The sequence below is a fragment of the Hymenobacter sp. DG01 genome (genome assembly GCF_006352025.1).
Classification (GTDB): Bacteria; Bacteroidota; Bacteroidia; order Cytophagales; family Hymenobacteraceae; genus Hymenobacter.
This window is the reverse complement of record NZ_CP040936.1, coordinates 3678572-3691698: the sequence shown is the minus strand read 5'-3', so window position 1 is coordinate 3691698 and position 13127 is coordinate 3678572. Positions and strand designations below refer to the sequence as shown.

General features: G+C 60.8%; 11 protein-coding genes. 5 read left to right on the top strand and 6 right to left on the bottom strand.

The window, feature by feature from the left end; genetic code table 11:
- Positions 1-229: 229 nt before the first annotated feature.
- Positions 230-1855 (bottom strand): FAD-dependent oxidoreductase, encoded by a 1626-nt coding sequence (locus FGZ14_RS22260; RefSeq protein ID WP_308217155.1) that lies wholly within the window; start codon positions 1853-1855, stop codon positions 230-232.
- 133 nt (positions 1856-1988) lie between these two features.
- Entirely contained in the window at positions 1989-3395 is a 1407-nt protein-coding gene (locus FGZ14_RS15610; RefSeq protein ID WP_139925137.1) for a sensor histidine kinase, read from the bottom strand.
- Positions 3396-3703: 308 nt separating this feature from the next.
- Here FGZ14_RS15610 and radA point away from each other — a divergent pair, with 308 nt between their 5' ends.
- The 5 genes from radA (at position 3704) to FGZ14_RS15585 (ending at position 9987) form a co-directional block, all read left to right on the top strand.
- Positions 3704-5095, top strand: a complete 1392-nt coding sequence (radA, locus tag FGZ14_RS15605; protein ID WP_139925136.1) for a DNA repair protein RadA — start codon at positions 3704-3706, stop codon at positions 5093-5095.
- A gap of 278 nt (positions 5096-5373) precedes the next feature.
- Positions 5374-6828: a redoxin family protein gene (locus FGZ14_RS15600; protein ID WP_139925135.1), complete on the top strand. Its 1455-nt coding sequence runs from the start codon at positions 5374-5376 to the stop codon at positions 6826-6828.
- A gap of 171 nt (positions 6829-6999) precedes the next feature.
- Positions 7000-8022: an SPASM domain-containing protein gene (locus tag FGZ14_RS15595; protein ID WP_139925134.1), complete on the top strand. Its 1023-nt coding sequence runs from the start codon at positions 7000-7002 to the stop codon at positions 8020-8022.
- 241 nt (positions 8023-8263) lie between these two features.
- Positions 8264-8881 carry a helix-turn-helix domain-containing protein gene (locus tag FGZ14_RS15590; RefSeq protein ID WP_139925133.1) on the top strand — a complete coding sequence of 206 codons (618 nt, stop codon included), beginning with the start codon at positions 8264-8266 and terminating at the stop codon, positions 8879-8881.
- A 131-nt stretch (positions 8882-9012) separates the two neighbouring features.
- Positions 9013-9987, top strand: a complete 975-nt coding sequence (locus FGZ14_RS15585; RefSeq protein ID WP_139925132.1) for a hypothetical protein — start codon at positions 9013-9015, stop codon at positions 9985-9987.
- A gap of 101 nt (positions 9988-10088) precedes the next feature.
- Here FGZ14_RS15585 and FGZ14_RS15580 read toward each other — a convergent pair whose 3' ends face one another.
- From FGZ14_RS15580 to FGZ14_RS15565, 4 genes are all read right to left on the bottom strand, one after another.
- A complete protein-coding gene (locus FGZ14_RS15580) occupies positions 10089-11384 on the bottom strand; it encodes an erythromycin esterase family protein (protein WP_139925131.1) in 1296 nt (431 codons plus the stop codon).
- Between the two features lie 95 nt (positions 11385-11479).
- A complete protein-coding gene (locus tag FGZ14_RS15575; RefSeq protein ID WP_139925130.1) occupies positions 11480-11818 on the bottom strand; it encodes a hypothetical protein in 339 nt (112 codons plus the stop codon).
- Between the two features lie 132 nt (positions 11819-11950).
- A complete protein-coding gene (locus FGZ14_RS21790; RefSeq protein WP_180754373.1) occupies positions 11951-12151 on the bottom strand; it encodes a FeoB-associated Cys-rich membrane protein in 201 nt (66 codons plus the stop codon).
- A gap of 130 nt (positions 12152-12281) precedes the next feature.
- Complete coding sequence (locus FGZ14_RS15565) at positions 12282-13076, bottom strand: inositol monophosphatase family protein (protein WP_139925129.1); 795 nt, start codon at positions 13074-13076, stop codon at positions 12282-12284.
- Between the last annotated feature and the right edge of the window lie 51 nt (positions 13077-13127).

The following is a 13127-nucleotide window of genomic DNA, read 5'->3' as shown; positions in this document are numbered from 1 at the left end:
CAACAATCAGAGGAGCTACCCAACGGGATAGCCCAGTGACTATATACCAGCGAAGCCTACGGTTTGTTGAGCTTGAAAGGCCATTCCCAGACACACGAAGGAGGCTTTCATCTGAAGCGTTTCCTGGGCAAAGCGTCCTTACCGGCCTTTGACAGCCAAAAATCAGCCCAATGTCCGGCGCCCTAGAAAGCCTCAGTTTCCAGCGAAATTCCTCGACAACAACCCTTCCCTACTCATCCAGATACTGGTGCACGAACTTGATGGCCATGCTGCCCTCGCCTACCGCCGAGGCAACCCGGGCCATGGCTCCCGCCCGACTATCGCCGGCGGCAAACACGCCGGGTACGCAGGTTTCGAGCAGGTAGGGCTCCCGGCGCGGGTGTTTCCAGGAAGTGGCGTAGCGCGGGTCCGTCACCAGGTCGCGGCCCGTCAGCACGAAGCCTTTCGCGTCGCACACGATGGTGTTGCAAACCCACTCGGTGCTGGGCTTGGCTCCAATAAACACAAAAAGGGCTCGGGCCGGCCGCCGCTCCAGCTGCCCCTGGCGGCTAAGTATTACCTCTTCCAGGTGGTCGTCGCCGCACACCTCGGCCACCTCCGTGAAAGGCAATAACTCGATGTTGGGCGTCTGGCCAATCTGCTCAATGAGGTAAGCCGACATGGACGCGGCCAGATTAGCGCCCCGAATCACGATGTACACCCGGTGGGCATAGGTAGCCAGGTACATAGCCGCCTGCCCCGCCGAGTTGCCCCCACCCACGATGTACACATCCTGCTCCTGGCAGGTGCGGGCCTCGGTGCGGGCGGCCCCGTAGTACACGCCCGCTCCGCTCAGGCGGTCCATGCCCGGCGCGGCCAGGGTGCGGTAGCTGACCCCGGTAGTGAGCACCACGGCCCGCGTCTGAACTTTGGCCCCGTCACTCAGGGTCAGCACTTTATAGCCATCCTGCACGCACATATCTACTACCTCCTGCGGAGCCAGCAACTCGGCGCCCAGGCGCACGGCCTGGGTCCAGGCGCGGTGGGCCAACTCGCTGCCGCTGAGCCCCGTTGGGAAGCCCAGGTAATTTTCGATGCGGGAGCTGGTACCGGCCTGCCCACCGGGGGCCTGGCGCTCTATCACCAGCGTTTTTAGTCCTTCCGAAGCGCCATACACCGCAGCGGCCAGCCCGGCCGGGCCGGCGCCAATAACCACTACATCGTACAGCTCCTGAGAAGCTTGCACCACCAAGCCAATGCGGGTGGCAACTTCCGTGGCCGTGGGGTTGGGCAGGGCGGTGCCGTCTTCCAGCACTACCACCGGTAGGTCGCTGGCCGTCAATCCTTTCTGGGCCAGCAGGGCCTGCGCCTCCGAATCGGTTTCGAAATCAAGCCACTGGTAGCCGATGAGGTAGCCCGCCAGAAAATCTTTGAGGTCGTGGGAGCGGGGCGACCATTGAAACCCGATCAGGCGTACGCCCCGGAAAGGCGGCTTGTACGTCATTTCCCAGGCCCTGAGCAGATCATGCAGGGTAGGGTACAGCAGCTGCTGGGGTGGGTCCCAGGGCTTCATGAGGTAATGGTCGAGGTGGGCCAAGTTGATGGCCCGAATAGCGGCTTCCGTGTCGGCGTAGGCCGTGAGCAGCACGCGCTTGGCATCGGGGTAGAGCTGGCGGGCCTGGGTAAGCACCTCCACACCTTCCAGATCGGGCATGCGCTGGTCGGCCAGAATCAGGGCCAGGGGTTCTTCCCGTTCCTTCAGCTCCTGAATGGTAGCCAGGGCCGCGGCCCGAGCTGGCCCGCAGCACCCGGTAGTCGCGCCGAAACTCCTGGCGCAGGTCCCGGTCAATGGCGCTAAGCACTTGAGGGTCATCATCAACGCAAAGCAATACAGGCTTTTTCATAGGAAGGAGGGGAGACTGGTCAATACAACTGCTGCCGGGTGGGGTAGCAGTCCAAAGAAATACTGAAATGCGCTATCGGGCAGCACTGGCTTTTGTGGTCTTGGCTTAGTTGCGCCCTATCACCGGCAGCCACACGCCAAACTCGGTGCGGCCCGGCACCGATTGCACTTCCAGCCGGCCGCCGTGCTGCTCCACAATACGCAGGGCTATATCGAGGCCCAGGCCGGTGCCTTCGCCGGCGGGCTTGGTGGTGTAAAAGGGCTCCATGATGCGCGGCAGCACTTCGGGCGGAATACCGGGACCATTATCAATGATGAACACGCGCACAAAGTCGCCTTCCTGCCGGGTGCGCACGGTTATCTCGCCGCCGGGGGGTAGGGCGTCAATGGCATTGTCGAGGAGGTTGGTCCAGACCTGGTTGAGGCTGCTGACCTGGCCGCGCACGGGCGGCAGGGTGGGCGCGTAGTCCCGCACCACGCTGATCTTCTCTTCGCGCAGGCAATAGCTCATGATATTGAGCGTACTCTCCAGACCATCGTGCACATCCAGGGGCGCGAAGTTGCTTCCGCGGTCCATGTGGCTGTAGGTCTTTACGTTGGCAACGAGGGTAGTAATACGCGAGCCTGCCTCCTGCACATCCAGCACCAGCCGCCGGGTAGTCAGCTGGCCTTCCAGCCAGTTGAGGGCCGCCGGGCGGGCCGGCTCCGGCAAGTCGGCTACTACGGGCTCTAGTTGGCTCAGGGTCAGGCCCGCATCCAGCAAGCCGCCCGCCAGCTGGTAGCCATCCGGAATGCCCTGAGTTTCCAGCCAATCCGCCAGCTCATCTTCTGCGTCGGCCCGCGCCAGCGCCGACTGGGTAGGCGGAACGGCGGCTACCGGGCCTGTTGCCAGCCCGGCCAGCGCTTGCAGGACCTCGGGGCTGGGGCAGTGGCGCACGAACTCCAGCAACAGGGCCGGCTTGGCCTGCAGCAGGGTAGCCAGATTTTCGGTGGCCCGCATAATGGCGGCGGCCGGGTTGTTCAGCTCGTGCGCCAGGCCGGCCGAAAGCTTGCCCAGGGCCCGCAGCTTGTCGTCGCGCTCCTGAATGCGGGCCTCTTGCCGGGCCCGGTCGCTCATCAGCCCTACCAGGTGCTGTACCAGCTCGGGGCTCACCTGCTCCAGCTCCGGAAACAGGTTGCGGTGGAGCAGAAACGTCTCGGTTTCGCCTACGGCCACGCCCTGGGCCTGAATAATGCGCAGGCGCGAGTAGGGCAGCACCCCGCTGATCTGGCCGGCCTCAATACGAAACGCGGGCTCCCGGTTGCCGTTGCGCATGAGGTAAAACTGCAGGCTCCCGCGCAGCAGGGCCACCATAAACTCGGCTTCGTCGCCGGGCTGCAGAACAACCTCGTTGGGGGCAAACGTGCGCCGCTCTCCGTGGTCGGCCAGCCACTGCAGGGTGGCAGTTGGCAACTCGGCAAAGGCGGCAATGCGCGCGAGGTCGGCGAGTGTAATAGGTGCGGGAGTTGTCATCGTTTTTCCTTCAACAAGTAGTACTGCCAACCCCGGGCCGCTCAGCTCTGGGCGGCTAGATAGCACAGTGCGCTGGTATGATAGCAAAGCAGAAGATTATCCTTTCACTTTCCTGTTCAGGCAACCGCCGTTCTCTATTCATTTAAAGAACGATGTTATTTTGATAATCAAGCTCTTACCCACTGTCTATTGAGGCCCTACCCCAAGGTAGCGCAAGCTTCCCAACCCAGCTAAAAAGCCGTTTCTTGCCAAACTTTTTGGCTTCGCGCTGCATTAATTAGTTTTACCCTGCTCCTTACATATCCGGCATGGCCAAAGTAAAAACCCTGTTTTTCTGCCAGAACTGTGGCGCTCAATCGGCTAAATGGATTGGCCGCTGCCCCAGCTGTGGCGAGTGGAATACCTACGTGGAAGAGGTAATTGAGAAGGCTGACAACAACCCGGCGGCCAACGCCTGGAAGGCCTCCACCTCCGTGGGCTCAACTACCAATAAAGCGGCCAAGCCCAAGCCCCTCGGCGACATTATTTATGAAGAAGAGTCGCGCCTGAATACTCACGACGCGGAGCTGAACCGCGTGCTGGGCGGCGGGCTGGTGCCGGGCTCCCTGGTGCTCATTGGGGGCGAGCCGGGCATTGGCAAAAGCACCCTGATGCTTCAAATTGCTATGCAGCTGCGCAACCTGCGCATCCTCTACGTTTCGGGTGAGGAAAGCGAGCAGCAGATCAAGATGCGAGCCGAGCGCCTGGGCCAGCAGCACCAGGGCCTCTACATCCTCACCGAAACCAATACCCAGAACATCTTCCGCCAGATCGACCAGCTACAGCCTAACGTAGTAGTCGTCGATTCCATCCAGACCCTGCACAGCACCATTGTGGAGGCCGGGCCGGGCTCCGTGAGCCAGGTGCGCGAGTGCACCACCGAACTGCTCAAGTACGCGAAGGACACGGGTGTGCCGGTGCTGCTCATTGGCCACATCACCAAGGATGGCTCCATTGCCGGCCCCAAAATTCTGGAGCACATGGTAGATACCGTGCTGCAGTTTGAGGGCGACCGGCACCTGACCTACCGCATTCTGCGCACCATCAAGAACCGCTTCGGCTCCACTTCTGAGCTGGGCATTTATGAGATGCAGGGTGCCGGGCTGCGGCAGGTAAACAATCCTTCCGAGATTCTGCTGAGCCAGCGCACCGAGCAGCTCAGCGGTATTGCCATTGGGGCCACTTTGGAAGGCAACCGCCCCCTGCTGGTGGAGGTGCAGGCTCTGGTAACGCCGGCCACATACGGCACCCCCCAGCGCTCCTCCACGGGCTTCGACAGTAAGCGCCTGCAGATGCTGCTGGCTGTACTGGAAAAGCGGAGCGGCCTGCGCCTGGGACAGCACGACGTGTTTCTGAACATTGCCGGCGGCCTGCGCCTGGAAGATCCCGCCCTGGACTTGGCCGTGTGCGCCGCAGTAGTTAGCTCCCTGAATGACGTGCCGATCCGGAACGAAATCTGCCTGGCGGCGGAGGTAGGCCTAAGCGGCGAAATCAGGGCGGTAAGCCGCCTGGATCAGCGCCTGAGCGAATCGGAAAAGCTGGGCTTCGCCGAAATGTACATTTCGCAGTTCAACGCCAAGGGCCTCGACCTGGCCCGGTACGGGATTCGGGTGCACCCGGCGGGGCGGCTCGATGAGGTACTGACGGGCCTGTTCGGGTAGGGCGTGGCCCAAGCTCAACAGCAGCGCGGCTAACCTGCTCAGAATGAAGCCCGACTACAAAGCCTTTTGGCTGTAGTCGGGCTTTTTGCTGCGTGTAAAACTTTGGGTTCCGTTTGCGGATTGCTAAAAAAGTAGGCTTTCATATTGCACTTTCTTGACCTTTTAGACGTATCTTCGGTGCAGGAATTGACTTTTACCGCGAATTACCTGACCTAAACATTCTGTTCTGGCCGAGTGTTGGTCGGTTTCAACTGCCCACCCCGACGTAGCCTCTTCCGATGGCCTCTAGATCTACCTTCGCCGCCGCCCTGCTCTGGGCCGGGTTACTGGCTGCCCCACTGCTGGGCCGGGCCCAAGGTACCGTGGTTCTGACCGGTAAGGTCAGCGGCCGCACCTCCGATACGGTAGCCGTATCGGTACGCGAAAATCCGCTCGACATCAAAGAACAGATTACCTACGCCCGCCTTGATGATAAAGGCGAGTTTCGGCTGGCTCTGACCGTAAATGGCCCTACCCGCGCCGACTTGGTGTACGGCGACGACGTTGCCGACCTGTTTCTGGAGCCCGGCAACCAGTTGGAAGTGCGCTTCAAGGGCTCGGACCTGGCCAGTTCGGTGCGGTACAAAGGCCGGGGCGCGGAAGCCAATACGTTCATGTCGGAGATGGACGAGAAGTTTGTGGAGAATGATGGTTTTCAGGTGCTGCCCGACAACATCATGCTCTATGAGCCCGGCTTTATTTCCTTCCTGGACTACCGCCGCAAGGAGGAGCAGAAGTTCATGGAAGGCGGCATGGAGGGCATGAGCCCGGCGTTTAAGGAGTACATCAAGGCGGAAATTGCCTACAGCTACGCCAACGACCGGCTGACCTTCCCCGACCTGCGCGAACAGGTGGTAGCCACCGAGAGCCGCCTGAAGATGTCGCCGACCTACTTCGACTTCCTCAACGACAAAGCTCTGATTAACAACCCGGCGGCGGTGCAGAGCGAGATGTACCAGGAGTTTCTGCTCAACTACATCCACTACCTGGCTACCAGCAGCGGCAAACAGCGCACCGACCCCGATTTCTACCAGGTGTGCTACGACATGGCCAAAAAGCAGCTCAGCGGCCCGGTGCAGCCCATCATTATGGGTCGGGTGCTGAAGGAGTCGTTCCGCTTCGGGCACGTGAAGCAGTCGGCGGCCATGCTGGAAGACTTTCGCTCAGTTGACCCTAAAAACCAGTACCTCCCCCTGCTCCGCCAGGATTTCGACACTCACAAAGCCTTCGCCATTGGCGCCCCGGCTCCGGATTTTAAGCTGATTTCGGCCAAGGGCGACACTGTGAGCCTGAAGCAGTTTGCCGGCAAGCTGGTGTACCTCAACTTCTGGCGCACCACCAGCGGCCTGGCCCTGCGCGACCTGCCTTACGCCGCCGAGCTGATCAAGAAGTTTGATGGCAAAAACATCGTGTTCCTGAACGTGGCCCTCGACGAAAACGAAGGCGCCTGGAAGCAGCTGGTGGTTAGCAAGAAGCTGCCCGGCGTGCACGTCCGGACTTCCGGTGGGCTGCGCTCGGCCATTGCCCGGGCCTACGCCGTGCAGGATGTGCCCAGCTACTTCCTGCTGGCCGAGGATGGGACCTTCCTCAACACCAAGCCCAAGCGCCTGAGCAGCCGCGCCGCCGTGGACGAAATCAAGGAGTCGTTTGGCAAGGCAAACACCTACAGCAGCACTCTACCTTCTGGTAAGTAAGCCTGATACAGACAGTTACCAAAAAACGCCTTTCGCCGCGCGGCGAAAGGCGTTTCTGTTTGTTACCCCTGTCATTCCGAACGAAGTGAGGAATCTGAGTTAGCACCTAGATGTTGGGCCCAGATTTCTCCTGCGTCGGAATGACAGCTCATAGCCTACCTTTACCCTCGCATGGCCTCCCTACTCACCGACGGACTCAACTTCTTCTCGAAAGCTACCCCCGGCCGCCTCTGGAACGGGGCACAGGTAGTGGGCGGGTACGTGCTGAGCAAGCTCACGGGCAAGGCCCGGCACTGGGGCCTGCCGGTAGCCCTGAGTTTCGAGCCGACGACCAGTTGCAACCTGCGCTGCCCGGAGTGCCCCAGCGGCCTGCGCTCCTTCACGCGGCCCACTGGCATGCTGCCCGATGAGCTGTTTCGGAAGACGATAGACGAGGTGGCTTCGCGGCTGTGGTACCTGATTTTCTACTTTCAGGGGGAGCCCTACCTCCACCCCAACTTCCTGGACCTGGTGAAGTACGCAGCCGATAAGGGCATCTATACCGCCACCAGCACCAACGCCCACTACCTCAACGACCAAAACGCGCGCCGCACCGTGGAGAGCGGGCTCGACCGGCTGATTATTTCCTTGGATGGCACCACCCAGGCTGTGTACCAGCAGTACCGGGTAGGAGGCAAGCTCGACAAGGTGCTGGAGGGTACGCGCAACCTGATTAAGTGGCGCCGGGAGCTGAAGTCGCAGACGCCGCGGGTAGTGTTTCAGTTTCTGGTGGTGCGCCCCAACGAGCACCAGATTGAAGACGCCAAGCGCCTGGCTAAGGAGCTGGGAGTAGATGACGTGTGGTTCAAAACGGCCCAGATTTACGATTACCAGAACGGCTCCCCCCTCATCCCTACCATCGACTACTACTCGCGCTACGAGAACAACGTGGATGGCAGTTGGAGTATTAAGAACAAGCTGGTGAACCACTGCTGGAAGATGTGGCACAGCTGCGTCATCACCTGGGATGGACTGGTGGTGCCCTGCTGCTTCGACAAAGACGCCGAATACCGTCTCGGCGACCTAAAAACTCAAACCTTCCGCCAGCTCTGGCACGGCACCAAGTACCAGCGCTTCCGCGCCTCCCTCCTCAAAGGCCGCGACCAGATAGACATGTGCCGCAACTGCACCGAAGGCACTAAGGTGTGGGGGTAAGAGTGGGGTAGGAGGGTGTGAGGGTGTGAGGGCAGGAGTTTAAACAGGGTTATTGCCTGCGCCTGCCAGGAACGTCATTCCGAGCTTGTCAAGGAATCTCGCGTGGTGATGTTGTGGTAGTAATCAGACGTCAGCACGCGAGATTCCTCAACAAGCCCGGAATGACGGTCTTGTCTTACTGTTCATACTCTTTAGGTGAAACGAGAAGCCTATCTTGGGTCCTCGCTTCTACCCTATCCCTATGTTCTCGGCTGCCCGCATTGCTACACTCCGGAAAAGTAAAGGTCTTTCGCAGGAAGTATTGGCGGAGCAGTCGGGGGTGAGCTTGCGCACGATTCAGCGGGTAGAACAGGGCGAGACGGTGCCCCGGGGCCATACCCTGCAAGCCCTAGCCGCAGCCCTTGAAGTGCCACTCGAGGCCTTTCGGGCGGAGCCGGAGCCTCTGCCGGAACACGTTGCTACTACACCTGTCTTGGCCGCGCCTACCCCCACCCTGCGCCCCGACCCCGACTTTCTGCAGCTGCTCAACCTAAGCGCCCTGAGCTTTCTGGTGCTACCCCTGTTGAATATTCTGGTGCCGTGGTGGCTCTGGCGGAAGCATCGCGCGGAGGTGCAGCACGCGGCGGAAGTGGGGCGGCGGGTATTGGGTTTTCAGGTGTTGTGGCAGGTAGGAAGCTCGCTCGCCTTTCTGGTGGTGGTGATGGCGCAGCTGCTGCTGGCCGGCGCGCACCGCTCCCTGATGCCGGGCCTGTACCTCGTGGTACTGGTGTTTACCTACGCTACCAACGTCTTGGTAATTGGGTACAATGCCTGGCGGTTACGGCAGGGCAGCCTGAATGTGTATCCCATCCATCTGTAGAGCGCCATTTATCAAATCCTTAATTACCAGGTGTTTATATTTTGCGTCGGTGAAATGACGTAGAAATGGCGCACGGACATAGGGGCTGGCTGCCGCACTTTTAGGCCATTAACCACCACGCCTCGCGTCCCATGAAACCGCTCTTCAAAATTCTGCTCGGAGTACTGATTCTACTTGTTGTTAGTGGCATCGGCGGCTACTTCTACATGAAGCGGAAGTTTATGCCAGCCCCCAGTCAGCTTGCCGTTGCGGGCCTACCTGCTACCTGCCGCTTTACCTGGCTGGCCGATACTACGGCCAAGCCCGCCATGCCCCACGCCGCCCTGCTGCTGCCCGTGCGCCTGCCCGGCTGCCCTCGCACCTGCTACTTCCAGTTTGATACGGGCGCGCCTACCTCCCTCATGTATGGCAAGGCATTGGCAGCACTGCGAGGTAGCTACCCGGCGCTGGCCCAGAGCTTGCCCGCTCAGGCTGATACGCTGCGCAACTTCCGGTTTGGATTAGGCAGCGGCCAGGTAACCGCCCGCCGCATGCGCGTCTTCGACTATGGCAAAACGGAGTTGCCCGCTGATACCACCCAGCCCTTCATCATCGGGACGCTGGGGACGGATGTGCTGGAGGGCCGGGTGCTGGTGCTTGACTACGCCCGGCAGCACTTTACCCTGGAGGCTACCGTGCCGGCCAGCCTAAGCCGCCAGGCAGCCTTTGTGCCCCTGCAATTCACCGGCCGCCGGGTGCTACTTAATGCCACCGTGCAGGACGAGCCCCGCCAGCTGCTCTTCGACTCCGGCAGCAGCGCCTTTTCCCTGCTCACCAGCCAGGACACTTGGCAGACCATGACCCAGCCCGGCGCCGACGTTCAGCATGCCGCCGTTAACTCTCTGGGCCGGACGCTGCACGCCTACACCGCCCCCACCACCACGGCCATGCAGCTTGGTCAGGTAGCCCTCCCCTTCCGGACGGTGACCTACATTGAAGGCACCAGTCTGAAGGAGAGCCTGCTGATGCGCTTCTCGGGTATGGGCGGTATGCTCGGCAACGAGCCCTTCGCCGAGCGCACCATCATCCTCGATACCCAAGGCGGCCGTTTTGGGCTGGTGATGTAGTAGCGCACTCTCTTCTGGAATGAAGCCGGGAAGCCGCAGAAGCCGCCGCAGGATCAACCCGCTTTTCCCTCCTGAACGCACACCCTCCTACCCTCTCACCCTTACTCTCCCCAGGGGTACAAATCCGGTGGGGTGTGCTCGTCGTGGTGGGTAGGCAGCGGGTGCAGGGCCTGGGTTTGGTCGAGGAACAGGAAGGCGTCGTAGCGGTCCGGAATGATGGAGGGCACGTAGTTTCCGAACCGCTCGAACTCCGAGCGGTACACCACCCCAATGGCCCGGTGGCCAATGGACTGGCGCAGGGCATCGTGGCCGCGCAGATCCTCGGAAAACAGCAGGGCGTTTTCGCCCTGGAGCTGCTGGTGGAGCAGGTTTTCCCAGGAGCCGCGGGTGGCTTCGGGTACGGTCATCTTCTCGGGGGTAGCGCCCCACTTGCGGCCGGCAATAACGGAGCCCTGATAGGAGCCGAAGCCCACGGCAAACACGTTGTTGCGGCCATATACTTCGCGGGCGAGCTGGCCCACGTTCACCATGTCGTCGCTGCGCATGTCGGTGTAGCGGGCGTCGCCGATGTGGGTGTTGTGTTCCCAGATGATGGCCTTGCTATCGGGGCCGTGCAGGTCCAGGAGGCGAGTGAGGGTTTCCATCATGTGGGTGTCGCGCACGTTCCAGGAGGCCGAGCCGCCCTGTATCATGGCCCGGTAGTAGCGCTCCGCATTCACGGCTACCAGGGCGTTTTGCTCGGCATTGAATTTCTGCTCCCGGTCCGGCAAGCCGTCGGTTTGCTGGCTGGCTACCTGCTTGCGCAGGGCCCGCAGCATCTCGGTTACCTCATCCTCGCAATCTTCCGAGACGTAGGCCACAGCATGGGCGTACTCCTGGGGGTCGTCGCCGTAGGGCTCAAAGCACTGGAAAGCCCGGTGGGCGGCCTGCACGGCTCCGTCGCCCTGCTTTTCCACGTAGTGCATAATCTCCTGCAACGACTCCCAGAGGCTGTACACGTCCAGCCCGTAGAAGCCTACCCTTTGCTCGCGCGGCAACTGCCGGTTGTGCTGGTGTAGCCATTCCACCAGGGCCGCAATTTCCCAGTTGCCCCACATCCAGGTAGGCCAACGGTTGAAGGTACTCAGCAACTTAGCTGCAGTCCCGTAGGTGGGCTCATCCTGCTTGATGGCGGCGTTTACCTCAAAGCAGTCGGGCCAGTCGCCTTCCACGGCAATGAAGTGGAAGCCTTTCTCCTGAATGAGCCGCTTGGAAAGGGCCGCGCGCCAGGTATAGTACTCGGAGGTGCCGTGGGAGGCCTCGCCCAGCAGTACCACGCGGGCGTCGCCGATGGCTTCGATGAGCGGGTCCAGGTCGCGGCTGGAACGGAGGGGGTGGGTAGGCAGCGGGGTTTTCATAGCGTTGAGGTTGGGTAGGGCAGAAATGGCAGAGTGCGCCGCAACTTTCGCTGCGGCGCACTCTGGTGGGAAAGGAACGGGCAGGGCGGATGAGCTTACTTGAACTTCTTGCTCAGGTTCTTGCCCAGGTCTTCTACCTGCTTCAGGAACTCAATCGAGTCCGATTCGCCATAGGTACCGTAGGCCGAGGAAATAGTGCCGCGCACGCCGTCGGCGGTTTCCAGAGCGTAGAGGATAGACATATCGTCGGGGTTGCTTTCGCCCTCGAAGCGGTAGAAGTCCACAATAGTTACATCCTCGGGGCCGTAGGTTTTCTTCTCGTCGCTCATGGCGTAGAGGCGGCCATTCTGCACGCTGAAATCAGCGGTGTAGCCTTCTTCGTTAAGCTTTCTTTCTACGTTAACCAGCGAGCGTTCTTCTTCTTTGTCTTGCATGATGAGGGGCGTTTTAAGGGAGGTTGGAAGAGGTTCCGGGGGTAGGCAAGGCCATCAACGGAAAGCCCCCGCACCGGCTATACGTAGCCAGTGCGGGGGCAGGTTATATCCCGTAGCAAGAATATTGCGCAGCTAGCGCCCGGTCCCTTCGCGGGCAGCGGCCAGCTCAATGGTGCGCTGCAGCCGATCCACATCAATCACAGAGCAGGCACCGCCGCACCCCTTGGCGCAGCCCGACTGATCTTTGGAAAGGAAGGCCCGCCAGAAGATGCGCCCCACGTAGAAGGCAGCTCCGGCAAAAAGCAAGGCGATGATGAGGTACTGTATCCACATGATGCTCACAAAACTACGCCGCACCGGGAAAAGTTTGCCGTAGCCCGGACTTTAGTCCGGTAGGCGTTTCGATTCCGGCTTGAGAAAGGCGACAGTTGTGGGGCCGGACTAAAGTCCGGGCTACATTACATTACTTCCAGGTTTCCCGGATGGTGGCTTGCATTTCCTCGTGTACGTGGCCGTTGCTGGCTACTACCTGGCGGCCGAATAGCGGGTCGCCCTCTTCCAGGAAAGCGGTGACGCGGCCCCCGGCTTCGCGCACCAGCAGGATGCCGGCGGCAACGTCATAGGAGTTGAGATTGAACTCGAAGAAGCCCTCGAAGCGGCCGGCGGCTACGTAGGCCAGGTCGGCGGCGGCGGAGCCTACCCGGCGCACGCCGTGGGAGCGTTGGATAAAGGCGCTCAGCAACTGCAGATACTCCGTGAGCTGGGTGAAATCGGTGTAGGGGAAGCCGGTGGCAATTAGGGAGCTATTTAGCTCGGGCACGTCGGAAACGTGGATGGGCACCTCGTTGCAGAAGGCGCCGGCACCTTTAGCGGCCCGGAAGCACTCGTCGCGCACTACCTCATACACTACCCCAGCTACCAGCTCCTGGTGGTGGATAAGGCCCACGCTCACACAGTACACCGGCAGGCCGTGCACAAAGTTGGTGGTGCCGTCCAGGGGGTCGATAATCCAGTTGTATTCCTCAGCGCGGTCGGCTCCCTCAGTGCCTTCTTCGGTAATGAAGCCGGCCTCGGGCAGCAGCTCGCGCAAACCAGCCACTAGCAGCTTCTCGGTTTCCTTGTCCACGTACGATACCAGGTCGTGCACGCCTTTGGTTTCGATATGGCTCCGGTCGAAGGTGGCCGCCTCCTGGCGAATAAACTGGCCCGCGTGGCGCGTTACGGCGGCGAGTTGAAAGCTGAGTTGGTTGTAATCCATGAAGCGAAGGTAGTGTCGTCGGGAAAAAATTGTCATCCTGAGCCTAAGCGA

Coding starts and splice junctions, on each gene's coding strand:
- FGZ14_RS22260 (WP_308217155.1), bottom strand. CDS start 1,855: ATGATGACCCTCAAGTGCTTAGCGCCATTGACCGGGACCTGCGCCAGG.
- FGZ14_RS15610 (WP_139925137.1), bottom strand. CDS start 3,395: ATGACAACTCCCGCACCTATTACACTCGCCGACCTCGCGCGCATTGCC.
- radA (WP_139925136.1), top strand. CDS start 3,704: ATGGCCAAAGTAAAAACCCTGTTTTTCTGCCAGAACTGTGGCGCTCAA.
- FGZ14_RS15600 (WP_139925135.1), top strand. CDS start 5,374: ATGGCCTCTAGATCTACCTTCGCCGCCGCCCTGCTCTGGGCCGGGTTA.
- FGZ14_RS15595 (WP_139925134.1), top strand. CDS start 7,000: ATGGCCTCCCTACTCACCGACGGACTCAACTTCTTCTCGAAAGCTACC.
- FGZ14_RS15590 (WP_139925133.1), top strand. CDS start 8,264: ATGTTCTCGGCTGCCCGCATTGCTACACTCCGGAAAAGTAAAGGTCTT.
- FGZ14_RS15585 (WP_139925132.1), top strand. CDS start 9,013: ATGAAACCGCTCTTCAAAATTCTGCTCGGAGTACTGATTCTACTTGTT.
- FGZ14_RS15580 (WP_139925131.1), bottom strand. CDS start 11,384: ATGAAAACCCCGCTGCCTACCCACCCCCTCCGTTCCAGCCGCGACCTG.
- FGZ14_RS15575 (WP_139925130.1), bottom strand. CDS start 11,818: ATGCAAGACAAAGAAGAAGAACGCTCGCTGGTTAACGTAGAAAGAAAG.
- FGZ14_RS21790 (WP_180754373.1), bottom strand. CDS start 12,151: ATGTGGATACAGTACCTCATCATCGCCTTGCTTTTTGCCGGAGCTGCC.
- FGZ14_RS15565 (WP_139925129.1), bottom strand. CDS start 13,076: ATGGATTACAACCAACTCAGCTTTCAACTCGCCGCCGTAACGCGCCAC.